Origin of the sequence: Glaciecola punicea ACAM 611 (assembly GCF_000252165.1) — a bacterium.
Lineage (GTDB): Bacteria > Pseudomonadota > Gammaproteobacteria > Enterobacterales > Alteromonadaceae > Glaciecola > Glaciecola punicea.
On the sequence record NZ_BAET01000019.1, the window covers coordinates 73,920 to 92,053 of the forward strand.

The following is an 18,134-nucleotide window of genomic DNA, read 5'->3' on the forward strand; positions in this document are numbered from 1 at the left end:
TATAAAGGCGCGTTTAGAGTAAGCGCAGGTAACTTACCCTTGCCCTAACTAACTTACATTATGGCAGTTGCTGAGTATTTCACCGTCAATTTCTACTTGAGTTTCGTCGCCTTTAGACCAAAAAAGTACGCTGGTGTCTTCATAGCGCACACCTGAAGCACTCGGCGTAAGGGGTAGCGAGAACACTCGCCCATTGTGCTCAAGACTAGCAAGGCTTTGGCCTTCGCGCAGCACTAGGCGGGTATTGTCACAGCGCCAGTTGCTGCTGCGAATTGCCGCGGGTTCTGCATTATAAATAACGGGCGCAAACGCGCTAAGGCTACCGTCATTAACGGCAGGCACAAGGTCCATTAGTTCGCTCATTAAGGAATACAGGTCAATACTGCGAACCGCCGGCATGCGAGCCCCAGGCGCAAAGGCTGGCCCGTGGGCGATAAAAATACCTTGCATGCTGTGCCATGCAGGGTCCCAGCCGTGCATACCGCCCAATGAATCAGGCTTCATCAGGTCGAATCGAGCTTTACTCGACATCATCCAGCCAAGATCGACTTCTGCAATAACATCAGCAATGCGTTTATGCTTATTAAAGTGGTAGCGTGCTGGCACATCAGCTTTTTTATAAACCTGCAGATTGGGATGCGCGTTGTTTAACGCCGTATAAATTTCATCTACCGTTAGACCATCGTCGGTAGCCCAAATTTGTGCCACCGGACTCCAATCAGAAATATTAATTTTACGCACGTCAATTAATTCGTCTAGCAGCACGTAACGGTTCTTATTAACGGTCTCCATGCCATGGTCAGACGTTATTAGTATATGCATGCTATTGAGCAAGCTGCGCTGTTCGATGCCTTCAATTAGCAGGCCCAGCGCTGTGTCTACTTCCTTTAAAGCAGAAATTACTTCGGGATGATCGGGACCGTGTTCATGGCCCGCACTGTCAACCGCAGAAAAATAGAGGGTAATAAACTCTGGTCGTTCTTCACCGGGTAAATCGAGCCATGCCAATACCTGCTCAACTCTTTCATTATACGAAGCATCACCGTCATAAGGCATCCAAATTGTTGGCCGCATACCGCCTATGTCAGCCTCAGAACCGGGCCAAAAATAGGTAGCCGCCTGCTTGCCTGTCTTTTCCAGCGTGTTCCAAATTGGCTCGCCGTCATACCAACGACCATCGCTTACGGCGTCTGCGTTGCGCAGCGAAAATCGTGTTTTACGCTCAGGATCCCACATGTTGTTAGACACTACACCGGTGCCATCGGCGTGAAGGCCTGTGACCAATGAATAGTGTGTTACGAAGGTTTTGGTGGGGAAAACGTGCTGTAAAGAGTCAGCACGTAAACCGCCATTGGCTAGCCGTGTAAGGTTTGGCAGTTCGGTTTTTTCTAAATAGTCATGGCGAAGGCCGTCAATTGAAATAAGCAATAAGGGCGGTGCGGCTTTCGTTTCAAAGGTGCTTTTTGGTGTGGCGGCCAACGTTGGGTCACTGTGCGTACAGCCAGCTAATACACCCAGTAAAGATCCTGTAATTATCAGCCAGAAACTACGCTTCATTTTCGACATAAGCTTGCAATACCTTAAACTTCTATTAATTTTCGACCGTTAAAGAATAGACCACTATTTTCATCAAGGCAACACGCTACTGCCTCTCGATACTTTTCTTGGGCTGGAGCAAGGAGACGAAGTATTATAGCTGCGTTTCATTGGACCATGTTACATTTCAGCTTAAGACATTACTAAGCCTTCATAGTCTAGTCTTTTGTTTGATCTTTTATTTGGCCTTTGTTTGGCTACCTTAAGCCGACTATGTGTGCTTAACTATTTACCAAGATTAGATGCAGCGGGCGAAGATAATAATATTTAGCTAATTTAATACTTAGACCAAACGGATTATGTTTGTTAATCTAAGGTTAATTTCACGTAAATAAGTAAGTAGTTTGCGAAACCCATGAATTTTATACTATATGCTATTCCTATTTTCTTCTTACTCATCACCATTGAGTTAGTCGCTGAAAAATGGCTAAAAACAGATTATTACCGCGTTAACGACGCGATCAATAGCTTAAGCTCTGGTGTTTTAAGTCAAATGACGGGCCTGCTTAAAGCATTTATTCCCTTCACGCTTTACCTCATGGTGTTTGAGTATATTCAAGTATTTACGCTCCCAAATCATTGGTGGGTGTGGGTATTCGCATTTATCGCTTACGACTTTTTGTATTATTGGAATCATCGTTTAGGCCATGAAGTTAATGTGCTGTGGGCTGCCCATGTTGTTCACCATTCTAGCGAAGAATATAATTTAACCACGGCCCTGCGCCAAACCAGCGGCAGTATTTTAAGCTGGGTATTTTATTTACCCTTAGCCGTCATTGGTGTAGACCCGGTAATATTAATAAGTGTGGGCTCACTAAACTTAATCTACCAATTTTGGGTGCATACGCGCCACATCCCCAAGCTCGGCTGGTACGAAAATTACTTTGTAACGCCCAGTAACCATCGAGTACATCACGCTCAAAATGAGATTTACTTAGATCGTAACTACGGCGGCGTTTTCATTATTTGGGATCGCATTTTTAACACTTTCCAAGCAGAGCTTGATGATGAAAAGCCCATTTATGGCGTTAGAAAAGCGCTACAGAGCTTCAACCCCCTGTGGGTAAATATGCAAGTATATACCCAGCTTACCCGAGACGCTTACAGAGCGCAGCGCTGGCAAGATAAAATTAGCATCTGGTTTCGTAAAACAGGCTGGAGACCGGCCGATGTAGACGCCAAATACCCCTTAGCAAAAACAGATCTTAGCAAATTCAAAAAGTATGACTTTGCACTAAGTTTAAGGGCCAAACTTTACGCAATATTACAGTACACGATAATTGTCGGTCTTGGCTTAATTGTATTGCTGTCTGGCGACGCTTTGGTATTTTGGGAACAGCTTACTATAATTAGTTTTATTGTATTTAGTAGTTACAGCCTAGGCGCATTCTTAGACGGAAAAGCCTACTGTACCTTATTAGAAGCAGCGAAAAATATAAGCCTTGTTGGCTTGGTCTATTTGATTACTTTGCCTACGGCGATGCAAGTTGGATTTGCAATAGCGGGTATATTTGCTTTATTGTGCCTTGTGCTGCTTATCCGAATTCAACCCCTACCAAAGGCACAGGTTCATTCAAACCTAGCGCCAAAAGATGTATTCAAATAAACACTTATTGTTAGCTTACACACTATTACAGACTTATACTCAATCATACAAGCGAGGTAATTATGATATATGCAAATCCAGGGAGTGAAGGCTCTTTATTAACGTTTAAAGCCAAGTATGCTAATTTTATTGGCGGAAAATGGGTCGCCCCTGTTAAAGGCCAGTATTTCACCAACACATCGCCCGTTAATGGCAGTGATATTTGCGAAATTCCCCGCTCGACCGCACATGACATAGAATTAGCACTAGATGCCGCCCATGCTGCTTGCGACAGCTGGGGCAGAACATCAGTGACCGAGCGTTCAAATATGCTGCTGAAGATTGCCGATCGGGTTGAAGCCAATCTTGAAATGCTTGCCGTTGCAGAAACTTGGGATAATGGTAAAGCCGTGCGCGAAACCTTAAATGCCGACGTACCATTGTTCGTTGATCACTTTCGTTATTTTGCGGGCTGTATCCGTGCGCAAGAAGGCTCCATGTCTGAAATAGATGCGCTTACCGTTGCTTATCACTTTCAGGAGCCACTGGGAGTAGTGGGTCAAATTATTCCTTGGAACTTCCCATTATTAATGGCGGCTTGGAAATTAGCGCCGGCACTGGCTGCAGGTAACTGTGTGGTATTGAAGCCCGCTGAGCAAACGCCAGTCAGCATTTTGATAATGCTTGAGCTAATCGAAGATTTGTTGCCGCCAGGTGTGCTTAACGTCGTTAATGGCTTTGGCAAAGAAGCCGGTGAAGCACTAGCAACCTCTACACGTATTGCCAAAATTGCCTTTACAGGATCAACCCCTGTCGGTGAGCATATTCTAAAATGTGCAGCAGAAAACTTAATCCCCTCAACGGTTGAGCTTGGCGGTAAATCACCGAATATTTTCTTTGAAGACATTATGAGTCAAGAAGATGCCTTTATTGATAAATGTGCTGAAGGCTTTGTTCTAGGGTATTTTAACCAAGGTGAAGTGTGTACCTGTCCGTCACGCGCCCTCGTTCAAGAAAGCATTTATGATGCGTTTATGGAACGCGTGATAGCCAAAACTAAAGCGATTGTGCGTGGTAATCCACTTGATATTGAAACCATGGTTGGCGCACAGGCATCTAGTCAACAATATGAAAAAGTTTTGTCATACATTGATATTGGTAAAAAAGAGGGAGCCGAAGTGGTTATTGGAGGTGAAAAGCACTTAATCAATGATGACCTAGACTCAGGGTATTACATTCAGCCTACGATCCTTAAGGGCGAAAACTCAATGCGTGTTTTCCAAGAAGAGATTTTTGGACCGGTTATAGCAGTTACTACGTTTAAAACCGAAGAAGAAGCATTGGCAATTGCTAACGATAGTCAGTTTGGTTTAGGCGCCGGCTTATGGACACGTGACATGAATCGCTCTTATAGAGTTGGCCGTAAAATCCAAGCGGGTCGCGTATGGACAAACTGCTATCATTTATATCCGGCACATGCTGCATTTGGTGGCTACAAAAAATCCGGTATTGGCCGCGAAAACCACAAGATGATGCTAGACCATTATCAGCAGACGAAAAACTTATTGGTTAGTTACGATATCAATCCAATGGGCTTTTTCTAAGCATTCAGATATATTGTAGTAGGGATGGCGCTCTGCCACCCCTGTTGTGATTGTCGAAAGCATTATGCTGCTTGCGCTTATAAAGACGCGCATTAAGGTTTACTTGCATCATGTTTAGCTGCTGCACGATAGCGCGATGCCCTTTTGCTTTTTGCTTGGCGGCTGGGCAAATACAGACCACTCGCTGCGCTTCTCAAATGGGTGCGTTACTGCGGCAAGTAAAGATTCACACACCGAAAAATCGTCGTTTTCTGCCGCTGCAATAGCGCTTTGTAAATGATGAGTGCGCAGCACGGTGAGCGGATTAATGTTCACCATGCGGTTTTGAATATCACTAATCTCACTCAAATAAATCGCTTCATGCTGTTTAGCGATCTCTAATTGATGCTTCATTGTGCCTTGATACTGCTTACACCACTGCAGTAGGCGCGGCAGTTGTTTAAAACCGTTGGCAAAAAGTGAGCCATCGCTTTGCATAATGTGCGCTAGTTGCTCACTTAATTGTCTAAATGAAACGTGTAAGTCTGCAAACTCGTCTTTCAATATTTGCATAAATTCATCGATACAGGCTTGGGTTTGAGCAGTTTGCTCCACAAAAAAGCCAAAGCGTTGATGCATAAGTCCGTGGTATGAGGCAATAAAAACTGGTTCAAATTGTGAAAGCGCGTTTTTTAAAGCATCAACCTCGACATGTTTAGAAAATGCATGAGCAAGAGCGTTTAGGTTCCAAAGCGCAATGACCGGCTGCTGATCAAATGCATAGCGCCCACTGTGGTCAGAGCGATTACAAATATAGTTGGGAATAAAGTCGTCTAAAAATGCGTACGGCCCATAGTCAAAAGTAATGCTGTGTATCGACATGTTGTCGGTATTCATGACGCCATGATTGAAACCATAGGCCTGCCATTTAGCCACTAGGTTGGCAGTGCTAGCGATTATTTCAGTTAACATCGCTAGGTGCGGATTGTTGGCGTTCAAACATGCGCTAAAGTGATGTTCAAAACAGAACGCGAAGAGTCTATCAAGCTGATTTTTTTCGCCATGACGATGAAAATATTCAAAGTGACCAAAGCGTATGTGACTGCTACAAGTGCGGATCATCATAGCGCCTAGCTCAAGTCCATCGCGCTTAACACGCTCTTGTGTCGCAATTAAGCACAATGCTCTGGAACTCGGAATAGACAAGGCGTTAAGTGCCTCACTGGCTAAATACTCACGAATGGTTGAGCGCAAAACAGCTCTGCCGTCGGCATGTCGACTATAAGGCGTGAGGCCTGCGCCTTTTAGATGCAGGTCCAAAAATTTGCCGCGCGGTGTTTTTATTTCACCGAGCAGCAAGCCTCTGCCGTCCCCTAACTGCGGATTCCATTGACCAAATTGATGCCCTCCGTATTTTTGCGCGACGCTGTTAAATGCCATCGGGTGCTGAGGGTCAAACAGCTGGTTAATCAAATTGTCTGAGTGTAGCGCATTTATGTCTATTCCCATATCAGACGCTAATGCAGTATTTGTTAGTACGACGCGAGGACCCAGCATGGGGGATGGCTTAACTGGACTGCATAAATCAGCTAACTGCTTAGCGTAATAATGATGCAAGTGCATGTGTTCTCCTTTATTCCTTTTTGTGCCGTCGTAACGAATAAATACTAACAAACTATCTTGTTTCCAGCCGCCATTTTTCGTGGGGCCAAGAGGTCAGATTTATTGGCACCACAAACCGACAAATATTCTGAAATAGCAGTATAAACTTAATGGTATTCACGAATAGAACTTTCGAACGCAACGCCAATTTCATGGTTAAAAAGCGCCTACCCTACCCCACCCCACTTTCTCAATCACCTTCGCCACTGACTTAGCATCATTCATCACATAAAAGTGTACCCCAGGCAGTCCAGCATCCAGTAACTCTTGCGTTTGCTTTACCGCGTGCGCAATCCCAAGTTCAACCACATGCTCAGGGTTTTCAAGTACCTCATTCACAAAATCATCAGGAAAGTTGACGTAAAAGTGGCGCGGCACTGACTGCAGTTGCTTAACCGTTCTAATTATTTTTAAACCCGGAATAATAGGCACAGTAATGTCCACCGCACGGCATTTTTCGACAAAGTTGAAAAAATGCTGGTTTTCATAGAACATTTGCGTGGTGATATAGTCCGCGCCTGCTTTTATCTTGTTTTTCAAGTGCACTATATCATTGTTAAGATTGGGCGCTTCAAAATGCTTTTCAGGATAGCCGGCCACGCCAACGCTGAAGTCAAGTGGTGAACAAGCGTTAATATTATCTAAAAACCGCCCTTGCTTTAAATCCTCTATTTGACTTACCAGATCACTGGCATATTGGTTAGTGGTGCGTCCGGCGGATATCTTTTTATTGTAGTTAGGCCCGTCACCCTTTAACGCAAATACATTGTGAATGCCTAAAAAGTTAAGCTCTATTAGCGCGTCTTCGGTTTCTTCTTTGCTAAAGCCTCTGCATAGAAGATGCGTAACGGTATCAATTTTAAAGCGGTTTTGAATAACGCCGCAGATGCCAATAGTACCAGGGCGCTTCTTATAAATACGGCGGGTAACTGAGCCGTCTTCCTGTTCGTTGTAAAATGCACCTGAGGGATGTGAGGTAACGTCAATCCATGGCGGGTTATAGGGTGCTAGCATGTCAACCACATCAACAATATCTTGAATAGAGCTGCCGCGCGGCGGCGGTACAATTTCAAAACTGAACAGCGGGTTGGTCGCTTTGTCTATGTGTTCTATTACTTTCATGGCTACTTTCTCTGTGTTAAATTATGAAAATTATCGTGTGTGTTTGAAAACGGCTTAAGCCTTAGTTGTCTCATCAAAGCTTATACAACAGCCAGTTCAGCCTGAACGACGGTTTCAGCCTGCTCAGGCTCATAGTCTAAATTCGCCGCCAGCCAACGCTCAGCTTCTTTTACATGCATGTTTTTGCGCTTGGCATAGTCGTGCACCTGATCTTGCGTAAGCTTTGCCACTGCAAAATATTTAGATTCAGGGTGGGCGAAATACCAGCCGCTTACCGCTGCGCCGGGCCACATGGCGAAGCTACTAGTGAGCGTCATGCCAATGTTATTTTCAACGTCTAGTAGTTCCCACAGCACGCCTTTTTCAGTGTGTTCAGGACAGGCCGGGTAGCCAGGCGCGGGGCGAATACCTTGGTAAGATTCGCGAATGAGGGCGGTGTTATCAAGCTTTTCATCTTTAGTGTAACCCCAATACACCATGCGAATTTGCTGATGTAAGTATTCTGCTAGCGCTTCGGCTAAACGATCCGTCACCGCTTTACATAAAATACTGTTGTAGGTATCGTTTTCTTTGTCATATTGGGCAACGAGTGCATCCCCACCAAAGCCAGCAGATACCGCAAACGCGCCTATATAATCTTCGATACCGTCATTTTTATGCGCTATATAGTCACTTAAACAACGGTTGAACTGGCCCGTGGGTTTTTTACTTTGCTGGCGTAACTGACACAGCTTTTTATTCACTTTGGTGCGGCTTTCATCAAGGTACACTTCAATGTCATCCCCCACTCTATTGGCGGGGAACAAACCAAATACAGCTTTCCCACAAATGCTTTTATTGCCAATGATCTCGTCTAGCATCTTGTTGGCATCGTTAAACAAATCGGTGGCAACTTCGCCTATAAGCTCATGTTCTAGTATGCGTGGATACTTTCCGCTTAGCTGCCAAGTCATGAAAAACGGCGTCCAGTCTATATATTCACGCACAATGTCTAAAGGTACATCGTTAAGCACAGTCACGCCAAGTTTCTGTGGTTTTACCGGCACGTATTTATCGAAGCTAAGCGGCACGGCATTAGCGCGTGCTTTTTCTAAACTCACTAGGGTAGAACGAGGACCCTTCGCATAATGGCGGGCGCGCACTTTTTCGTACTCTTTGTCTATGTTAGCTAAAAATTCAGCTTTGCCACTATTTAGCAAGGTTTGCACCACCGACACCGAGCGCGATGCGTTGGGCACATATACCACTCCATGCTTATAATGCGGCTGAATTTTTACTGCGGTATGCGCTTTTGAAGTCGTCGCGCCGCCAATTAACAAGGGAATGGTGAAGCCTTGACGCTGCATTTCTTTGGCAATGTGCACCATTTCATCTAAAGACGGCGTGATTAAGCCCGAAAGACCAATTACGTCTACTTTAAGCTCGCGAGCGGTAGTGAGTATTTTTTCACACGCAACCATTACGCCTAAATCGGTAATGGCGAAGTTATTGCACTGCAGCACCACGCCTACAATATTCTTACCAATGTCGTGTACGTCACCTTTAACAGTGGCCATTAGCACTTTGCCATTGTCGGTAATTTCGGTTTTTCCCTCTTCAATAAATGGCTGCAAATGGGCCACGGCCTGCTTCATTACCCGCGCCGATTTAACTACCTGAGGCAAGAACATCTGGCCTTCACCAAATAGGTCGCCCACTATGTTCATACCGTCCATTAAAGGGCCTTCAATAACGTGAAGGGGGATCTTGGCTTCGAGTCGGGCAGCTTCGGTGTCTTCAATAATGAAGGCGTTAATGCCTTTTACTAAAGCATGCTCTAGACGTTTATGGGTGCTTAATTCACGCCAGCTTAAGTCTAAAACGCTGCTTTTTGCGCCGCCGGTGCTGCTGTATTTTGCCGCTACGTCTAGCAGTCTTTCGGTTGCGCCGTCATCGCTATTTTGCACCACGTGCTCTACTGCTTTTCGTAAATCGGCGGGCACATCTTTTAATATAGCTAGCTGGCCGGCGTTAACAATGCCCATGTCCATGCCGTTTTTAATAGCGTAGTACAGAAATACGGCGTGAATGGCCTCGCGCACGGCGTTGTTACCGCGAAACGAAAACGACACGTTTGACACGCCGCCGGAGATCATGGCGTGGGGTAAGTTCTTTTTAATATCGGCAACCGCTTCAATAAAATCGACCGCGTAATTGTTGTGTTCTTCAATGCCGGTGGCCACGGCAAAAATATTCGGGTCGAATATAATATCCTGGGGCGGAAAGTTAAGTTCATCTACGAGAATATTATAGGCGCGCTGGCAAATTTGAAATTTGCGCACCCGGGTATCGGCTTGACCCACTTCGTCAAACGCCATAACGATCACCGCAGCGCCATAGCGGCGAATAAGCTCGGCTTGCTCACGGAAGTTGTCTTCGCCTTCTTTTAGGCTGATGGAGTTGACAATACCTTTACCCTGCACACACTTTAGGCCCGCCTCCAATATGTCCCATTTGGACGAATCAATCATAATGGGGACTTTGGCAATATCAGGCTCACCCGCTATCATGTTCAAAAAGCGCTGCATGGCGGTTTTTGAGTCCAACATGCCTTCATCCATGTTGATATCGATAATTTGCGCGCCGTTTTCTACCTGCTGTAAAGCCACCGACAGGGCGTCGTCATACAATTCTTCAACAATGAGCTTTTTGAACAAAGCTGAACCTGTCACGTTTGTACGCTCACCTACGTTAACAAATAAACTCTTAGCGTCTATAGTTAAGGCTTCCAGTCCTGATAAACGACAGGCTACTTTGATGTCTTTGATTATCCGTGGGGGAATATTGGCGAGTACCTCAGCCATCACGCGAATATGCTCTGGTGTGGTACCGCAACAGCCGCCTACAATGTTTAGCAGTCCAGACTGCGCCCACTCTTTAATATGTTCATTCATTTCTTGGGCGTCAAGATCGTATCCACCAAACGCGTTAGGCAGGCCAGCATTAGGGTGAGCCGACACCGCGCAGCTGCTTATGCGGCTTAGCTCTTCAACGTATTGACGCAGCTCTTTAGGCCCAAGCGCGCAGTTAAGGCCAAATGAAATAGGCTTCGCATGTGCCAGTGAATTATAAAAGGCTTCGGTGGTTTGGCCTGAAAGAGTTCTGCCTGAGGCGTCGGTAATGGTGCCTGAAATCATCACGGGGTAGCGTTTGCCTAAGTCTGAAAACACTTGTTCAACAGCAAATACTGCGGCTTTAGCGTTTAGCGTGTCGAAAATAGTTTCTATCATTATAATGTCGGCGCCGCCCTCAAGCAGCGCTAAGATAGATTCAATGTAAGCGTCTTTTAGCTCGTCAAAGGTCACGTTTCTAAAAGCAGGGTCGTTTACATCGGGTGAAATTGAGCAGGTTCTATTCGTTGGACCCAATACGCCGGCAACAAAACGTGGCTTGTCGGGGTTTAACGCGGTGTATTCATCTGCGACTTTGCGCGCTATTTTGGCCGCTTGAACATTAATTTCACGGCTTAAATTTTCCATCTCGTAGTCAGCCATGGCAATACGGGTGGCGTTAAAGGTATTGGTTTCTAAAATATCCGCGCCTGCTGCCAAATATTCGCGGTGGATTGTGCTAATAATGTGAGGCTGACTTAGCACCAACAGGTCGTTGTTGCCTTTGACATCGCATGACCAGTTGGCAAAACGCTCGCCTCTGTAGTCTTCTTCTGAAAAATCATATGCCTGGATCATGGTTCCCATAGCACCGTCTAGCAGTAAAATACGTTTTGCTAGCTGTTGCTCAAGTAAGCTAGAAGGAAATTGTTGCGGTTTGGCCACGATACGTCCGTAGGTAAATATTGATAAATAGAAGTATAGACGTTTAGATGGCTAAATGAAAGAAAAAGCAATCAAACCCTCTTCTGTTTTGTGATAGCCTATTTTGATAAGCAATATGTTGCTGATAGACACAGGGAACGACTTGGTTTTTGCCGCTTTCTTAGTTTCATATAAGTGTTTATCGGCAATATAAACGGCTGCTTAGCGCGCTTGCTTCGTTCATACTCTCAGTGCAGGTGGGCTTGCATACCTCTTCTATTAGGTAATTGAGTCTGAGGATTTTGCATCGCTTTTTTCATGCTCTTGACTTACTGTCAAAATGTCTTGATATGGCTTTTGTCGAGAGTGCTCATAAGAAATGTTGTTATCGCCACTGGGATAGTCGGTTGAAAGCGCAAATTCTAAGCCACAATTAATAATCTTTCAGTTTTAGCAGTTTAGTTTTTTAAATTAGCTTAGTATTAACAATTTACGATTATGCGACATGCGTCGTATTTGCGCTTCGGTTAACAACAGGGCTTTAAAAGTAAACTATTATCTTTGTGATTTACAGCCTTAAGCGTTAACATTGAAACTTATTAATAAACACGCTACGTGTTAAACAAAAAAAGAACTATATGTCTCAATCTTCAGCTCCACTGACCTTCAAAAACGGCCTTATTATGTCTAATAGGTTTATGTTAGCGCCGCTAACAAACACCCAAAGCAATGACGACGGAACGCTTTCCCAGGAAGAGTACCGCTGGTTAACTATGCGTGCACAAGGTGGCTTTGGCTTAACCATGACCTGTGCCTCGCACGTGCAGTTTGTGGGCAAGGGCTTTGAGGGACAGTTAGGTATATATAGTGATGCACACATTGCAGGTCATCGGCGTTTAACCATGAGCATTAAAGCCAATAACAGTTTGGCCATTATTCAGCTTCATCATGCCGGTATGCGTGCAAATGAAGCGTCAACTAAGCAACAGCCTGTGTGCCCGTCATCTATTGAAAAATATAATGCTCGCGCCCTGTCATTAGCTGAAGTGCATCAGCTACGCGATGATTTCATTATCGCAGCCCAGCGCGCACAGCAAAGTGGCTACGATGGCGTGGAAGTACATGGCGCTCACGGCTATATTTTAACGCAGTTTTTAAGCGCTGAAATAAATACGCGTGACGACGAGTACGGCGGCTGCTTGCGAAATCGTGCACGGCTACTCTTTGAAATTGTACACGGCATTCGCGCAAGCTGCGGGAGTCAGTTTTTGCTGGGTGTGCGTTTATCACCAGAACGATTTGGCATGCAGTTAAGCGAAGTCAAAACCGTGTGCAAGCTGCTCATAAATGAACACGACATCGATTTTCTAGACCTATCACTGTGGGATACCTTTAAGCAAGCCGCAGAAAAAGAACATCAGCATAAGGATCTGCTGAATCACTTTACTGAAATTGATTATAAGGATGTAAAATTAACGGTCGCAGGCCAAATTAACACCGGCAAAGACGTGCAGGCTGTTTTAGACGCGGGTGTTGATTTTGTGACTATTGGCCGCTCAGCCATTTTACATCACGACTTTCCTAAACTTGTTATGGACAACCCTCTTTTTGAACCTATAAAGCTGCCGGTAAGCGAAGCTTATTTAACGAAAGAAGGCTTAAGTGAGCCCTTCGTAAAATATATGAAGGCTTGGGATGGTTTTGTAAAAGGATAAACGTGACAACATGGCGGCTCTGCCGTCTTGATCTTAGCTTGAAGTATTGACCTATTTAATTGAGTATTGTTATTGATTCACTAACTCAGCTCTTAAGTAGTGAAAAAAGACCTTAAGTGCACGGCTCTTTCTAAGTTTTCCACTTTTTCTATCGCTTTGCTGTAGTCATGTCTGGCAGTGTACTCGTTTGGAAAAGCAACACAATTGATACCGGCAGCTACCGCCGCATCGAGGCCTGCACTAGCGTCTTCAATTGCCATACAGTTGCTGGCCAACAGCTTCAGGGTATTCAAACAATATTCATAAACCTCAGGATCAGGCTTATACCTGTCAACCACTGTAGAATTACAAATAAGGTCAAATGTAGCGGGATCTAATTCAGCGCTGTTCAACAAATTGCGTATATTCTCGGCGCTGGTGGTCGTGGCAAAAGCAATTTTCATATTGTTTAGCTTTGCTTGCTCTATTACCCATCGAACGCCGGGGCGAAGAGGCAACGTAGTACTGTTCATAAATTCATGAAACAGGCTTGTTTTTAAAGCGTGTATGTCAACTGACGTCACATCTTTAGGCAAACCCTTATGCACTTTGTTGTATTGCTCGATACGATCTTGACCACCAGATTGTACTAGCAATTCTTTATACTCTAATTCACCCCAATGCCAGTTGATAGACAGTTTTTCAAATGCGGCATTAAACGATTTTCGTTGAAGATAAGAAGTGTTTGCTATCGTCCCTATGCCTCCAAAAATAATAGCTTTCATATTTTACCTTTATTTTATATTCGTTTTCGCTTTTACGCTGTGAATATTGATTGAGTTCATGAATGCTTAGCTACTGGCCCTGTAACAGACATGATTTATTGTGAAAGCCTAGCCTTTTCGCCAGCGTGGACTTTCACCAAAATAGAGTCTGTCAAGCAGGGTAGATGATGCTGTCATGGCAAGGCCTTTTCATAATTGTGAATGTTATTTTAATACTGTATCTCAATTATTTAAGGTCTAACAAGACTTTCTACAAGGCACCTTTATGCTCCAACAGCCTTTACAAAATTAACCCATCTCTTACGCGTATTTTTTGTTTATTAAGTCCGAGACTTTTGGCCGAACTTCTCCAAGCTCCACACTAGTCCAATGCCAACCAGCAGGCACATAATCGCAGGCACTATTTCAGAAGGCTGGCCTGTTACTTGCTCAAACTGCATGGGTGAAAGATTTTGCATGGCGAAAGGAACCGTCTCCCCTTGAGAGTTCTCACGCCAGCTCAGTACTTCTTTCCAAGGCCATATTATACCCAAAGTACCCAGCATTAAGCCAGTCAGAAACAGCAGCGTTTCATCGTGAAAACGACGCAGTAATGCCGACAGCACGTGACTAAAACTCAACAGCCCTACAACACAGCCCATGGCAAAACAAGCCAGCATCAATACATCAAACCCTCTTACCGCAGCTAGTACCGCAGGGTAAAGCCCTAACAACAGCAGAATAAAGCTACCCGAAATACCCGGCAGAATCATTGCGCAAATAGCTATGCAGCCAGCGATAAAGAAGTTCAAATAACTCACTTCTAATTCAACAGGGTTTAGCACGGTGATGAACCATGCAAAGATAACGCCGGCGATAAACAGCACTACTCTTGACAAGTTATAGGCGCTTACCTGCTTTAGCATGTGAATGACTGAGAATAAGATGAGACCGAAAAAGAATGACCACAGCGGGATAGGATGGTTGGTCAACAGCCAAGAAATAAGCTTAGCAAACGTAAAAATACTGGTTAAAATCCCCGCAAGAACGGTGCATAAAAACCGGCCGTTTATATGCATAAAAGCGGCTTTAAAACCTTCTCGCCTAATCACGCCAAACAAAGAAGGCTTAATTGCGCGAATACCATCTAAAAGAGGATTAAGTATGCCGGTTATGAAGGCAATCGTGCCGCCCGAAACGCCGGGAACAACGTCGGCTGCACCCATTGCCATACCTTTAAAATAGTCTGAAAGATGACGCAAATCTGTTCCTTAACGTAAAATGCTAGCGTGTAATATGCGGCGCAATAAGCTTGCTATAGGTGTGCAATAGGTGTGCTATATAAATAAGACGCAGAGAATAAAACACATTATTAGACTATGCAACAGGCTTCCAAGGTAATGTATAATGTACATTACAGTAATGGAGTGTACAAAATGAATTCTACCGGTGATACATCAGGTTTAATGCCAATACATTACGCCAAACAATTAATGCAAAAAGCCATTTCGCCTATCAGTGAAGTGGTTCTATGTGATCTTAACGCGTGCTTAGACCGCATAATTGCACACGATATAGTGTCTCCTATAAACGTACCCGCTTATGATAATTCGGCTATGGACGGTTATGCCCTGAAGTATGACAGTTTTATAGCCTGTGGAACCTTACGTCAAGTAGGCAAAAGCTTCGCGGGTGCTAAATTTGAAGGGCAGCTAAAGGCAGGCGAATGTGTTCGCATAATGACCGGTGCTGAAATCCCCAAGGGAGCCGACACCGTTGTAATGCAAGAAAATGCACGCGTAGACGGCAAGCAAATTACCTTTCACTCGGTAACAAAAGGTGACGCAATACGCCGTGCTGGTTACGATATAAAACAAGGCGCGACTTTACTGCAGGCGGGAACACGCATAAATCCGGTAGATATTGGACTACTAGCATCGTTAGGCATTAACGAGGTGGATGTTTATAGGCAGCTATGTGTGGCTGTTTTTACCACCGGCGACGAACTGCTTGCAGCAGGGCAAGCTCAGCGCAACGATAGAATATTTGATTCGAACCGCCCAATGCTCATTGCAATGCTGTCTAGACTAGGGGCCAGGGTAATAGATTTAGGTATTATTGCCGACAATAAAGTCAAAATCCAAGCAGCGTTTGAACATGCTAACCAATATGCTGACTGCGTAATTACCACCGGCGGCGTGTCGGTAGGGGAAGCCGATTACACGCGTGAAGTTTTAGCGCAATACGGCAGTATAGATTTTTGGAAACTCGCTATCAAACCGGGTAAACCATTGGCATTTGGCAGGCTTTCAAATAGTATTTTCTTTGGCTTACCCGGCAATCCTGTCTCGGCAGCCGTAACTTTTGACAAAATAGTGGCTCCTGCGTTGGCTTATCTTGCGGGCAGTCGGAGTTTCACTGCGGTAACACTTCAAGGCGTGGCCATAAGGGATTTTAAAAAGCGTCCCGGGAGAACCGATTATCAACGAGCACACTACTTCGTTAACGATGCTGGCGTAGTGAGCGTCGAACCTAGTGGCTCACAAAGCTCTGGTGTACTGTCGTGTTTTCGCAAAAGCAACTGCTACGCGGTATTTGAAAGCGACACAGGGGACGTGTTAAAGGGAGAACCTGTCCAGGTACAGCCATTCAACCATATTATTAGCGAATAGATATTATCGCCAGTGCACCATTGATAGCTTGGGTATTTGCGTAAAATTTCTTGTTAGCAACGACGCTAAGCGCCGGACCATTTCGCTGCCGCTGCTTCGTCGCTGTCTTTGCGCTTTACCCACTGCGTTCCCTTAGCAGTGGTTTCTTGTTTCCAAAAAGGCGCGGTGGTTTTTAAAATATCCATAATAAACTGAGCGGCTTCAAATGCATTTTGTCGATGTTTAGAACTCACACCCACAAACACAATTTGTTCAAACGCTTCAAGAGTACCAATTCGATGGATAATGCGCACTTGACCCAAGTTCCAGCGTTTTTTGGCGTCGCTACAAATTTGCATTAAATACTTTTCGGTCATACCAGAATAGTGCTCAATAACAACATTTGATACTGAGCATTGGCTATTAAAATCCCTCACCAGACCGGTGAATGTGACGATTGCGCCGTCGCGATTGGCGAGCTCGCGCAGGGCCTCATATTCGCGGCCATGATCAAAATCTTCTTGCTGCACGGTAATCATCATTAGCCTCCTGTTACAGGTGGAAAAAAGGCAAGCTCATCGCCACTATTTATGACGGCATCTTTGCCACATAAGGTCATATTCACGGCGACTAAAACATCTTGTTCTTCGAGTATAAGCCAACGTTCTCCCTTTTCAATTAGTTTAGCCATCAAATCACTTACGGTTTCTTCGCCTGCGTATTCTACATCAATTGAAGATGTCTGAAGTTGTTCTCGTATGCTGCCAAAAAATCGTATTCGTAACACTTATTCTTCTCCGTTGCTTTAATTTTACTGCTCGCACCGTTTGCGCAAAACCCATCGCGGCTGCGGCTAACAAAAGTGTGCGTTTGGCTAAAGTGCTAGTCGCGTGAATTGCTATCATTGATGCTGATGTTTACTTTATCTTATGTGGATATTTTATATGAGAGTAACGAGGCTACCTCATCTTAGACCTCTACTTATCTTGTTTCAAGATGTACTGTATATCTTTACTGTTTAAAAAGATTACAGCCAACAAACTTGCTAAAATAGTAATATTGAGAGGCAATAAAGGTATTTCATTTTAAGGTCGATTTTGTCGACACAAGGCGTAAAAATGCCGATTTAACAAAATAAAATCGACATGTAAAAGCACTTAGGATTATCCAGTTGATGACAAACTGCTGTGCAATGCAGTTTTATATGCATCAATAGCGGGGAATAAGGTAATTAGCCCCGCACATGCTAACACCACAATAGACAGTATAAGTGTGTTAAGTGTGTATATGTTTGCATCTATGAACAAGCCGTAGCTTGCTGCCAACCATCCAGCGAGCAAGAAGAAGCTCACATTGAGCACAGCTAAGGCAGTAACGATAGACGCCGTCACTAACAATAAAGCCTCGGTCATAATCAGTGAAAACAAAACCCGAGGGCGCGCTCCTATGACTCTCAAAATAGCAATCTCTCTACGCCGTTCGCGCATCGATGACAGCGGAATCACTGCTTGTTAAATCAACGAAGAAACTAAAATCAAAATACTGATAATAATTGTCGGCATGGAATAAAGTTTGTGACACTGCTTACAACGGTAACCGGAGTAGGAATACCCAATTCGTCAGTGGGTTTTGAGCCTGCCTATTCCTTTACGATTGCTATTGGCTAGATACCCAAGTGAATTG

13 protein-coding genes are annotated in these 18,134 nt (G+C 44.5%); 4 read left to right on the forward strand and 9 right to left on the reverse strand.

Annotated elements, in window-relative coordinates; genetic code table 11:
* Window positions 1-48 precede the first annotated feature (48 nt).
* Window positions 49-1,566 carry an alkaline phosphatase family protein gene (locus GPUN_RS08470; RefSeq protein ID WP_006005600.1) on the reverse strand — a complete coding sequence of 506 codons (1,518 nt, stop codon included), beginning with the start codon at window positions 1,564-1,566 and terminating at the stop codon, window positions 49-51.
* Window positions 1,567-1,951: 385 nt separating this feature from the next.
* Here GPUN_RS08470 and GPUN_RS08475 point away from each other — a divergent pair, with 385 nt between their 5' ends.
* Window positions 1,952-3,202: a sterol desaturase family protein gene (locus GPUN_RS08475; RefSeq protein ID WP_006005602.1), complete on the forward strand. Its 1,251-nt coding sequence runs from the start codon at window positions 1,952-1,954 to the stop codon at window positions 3,200-3,202.
* 62 nt (window positions 3,203-3,264) lie between these two features.
* Window positions 3,265-4,785 (forward strand): acetaldehyde dehydrogenase ExaC, encoded by a 1,521-nt coding sequence (gene exaC / locus GPUN_RS08480; RefSeq protein ID WP_006005604.1) that lies wholly within the window; start codon window positions 3,265-3,267, stop codon window positions 4,783-4,785.
* A 114-nt stretch (window positions 4,786-4,899) separates the two neighbouring features.
* Here the strand turns inward: exaC and GPUN_RS08485 are convergent, their stop codons facing one another.
* From GPUN_RS08485 to metH, 3 genes are all read right to left on the reverse strand, one after another.
* Complete coding sequence (locus tag GPUN_RS08485; RefSeq protein ID WP_006005607.1) at window positions 4,900-6,387, reverse strand: protein adenylyltransferase SelO; 1,488 nt, start codon at window positions 6,385-6,387, stop codon at window positions 4,900-4,902.
* Between the two features lie 195 nt (window positions 6,388-6,582).
* A complete protein-coding gene (locus tag GPUN_RS08490; protein WP_006005608.1) occupies window positions 6,583-7,548 on the reverse strand; it encodes a methylenetetrahydrofolate reductase in 966 nt (321 codons plus the stop codon).
* 80 nt (window positions 7,549-7,628) lie between these two features.
* The gene (gene metH / locus GPUN_RS08495; protein ID WP_006005610.1) at window positions 7,629-11,363 is read right to left on the reverse strand and encodes a methionine synthase; all 3,735 of its coding nucleotides are present in this window, start codon (window positions 11,361-11,363) and stop codon (window positions 7,629-7,631) included.
* Between the two features lie 617 nt (window positions 11,364-11,980).
* Here metH and GPUN_RS08500 point away from each other — a divergent pair.
* Window positions 11,981-13,057, forward strand: coding sequence for an NADH:flavin oxidoreductase (locus GPUN_RS08500; protein ID WP_006005612.1), 1,077 nt, complete (start codon window positions 11,981-11,983; stop codon window positions 13,055-13,057).
* A gap of 92 nt (window positions 13,058-13,149) precedes the next feature.
* On the opposite strand, the gene GPUN_RS08505 is transcribed toward GPUN_RS08500, so the two are convergent.
* On the reverse strand, window positions 13,150-13,821 hold the full coding sequence (locus GPUN_RS08505) for an HAD family hydrolase (protein ID WP_006005614.1): 672 nt from the start codon (window positions 13,819-13,821) through the stop codon (window positions 13,150-13,152).
* A gap of 320 nt (window positions 13,822-14,141) precedes the next feature.
* Entirely contained in the window at window positions 14,142-15,062 is a 921-nt protein-coding gene (locus tag GPUN_RS08510) for a polyprenyl-phosphate transporter (RefSeq protein ID WP_006005616.1), read from the reverse strand.
* Window positions 15,063-15,236: 174 nt separating this feature from the next.
* Between GPUN_RS08510 and moeA the strand changes: the two genes are divergently transcribed.
* Complete coding sequence (moeA, locus tag GPUN_RS08515) at window positions 15,237-16,472, forward strand: molybdopterin molybdotransferase MoeA (protein ID WP_006005618.1); 1,236 nt, start codon at window positions 15,237-15,239, stop codon at window positions 16,470-16,472.
* 65 nt (window positions 16,473-16,537) lie between these two features.
* Here moeA and moaE read toward each other — a convergent pair whose 3' ends face one another.
* The 3 genes from moaE to GPUN_RS08530 form a co-directional block, all read right to left on the reverse strand.
* On the reverse strand, window positions 16,538-16,990 hold the full coding sequence (moaE, locus tag GPUN_RS08520) for a molybdopterin synthase catalytic subunit MoaE (protein ID WP_006005620.1): 453 nt from the start codon (window positions 16,988-16,990) through the stop codon (window positions 16,538-16,540).
* Between the two features lie 2 nt (window positions 16,991-16,992).
* The gene (gene moaD / locus GPUN_RS08525; protein WP_006005622.1) at window positions 16,993-17,238 is read right to left on the reverse strand and encodes a molybdopterin converting factor subunit 1; all 246 of its coding nucleotides are present in this window, start codon (window positions 17,236-17,238) and stop codon (window positions 16,993-16,995) included.
* Between the two features lie 376 nt (window positions 17,239-17,614).
* Entirely contained in the window at window positions 17,615-17,938 is a 324-nt protein-coding gene (locus GPUN_RS08530; protein WP_081483934.1) for an FtsX-like permease family protein, read from the reverse strand.
* Window positions 17,939-18,134: the final 196 nt, after the last annotated feature.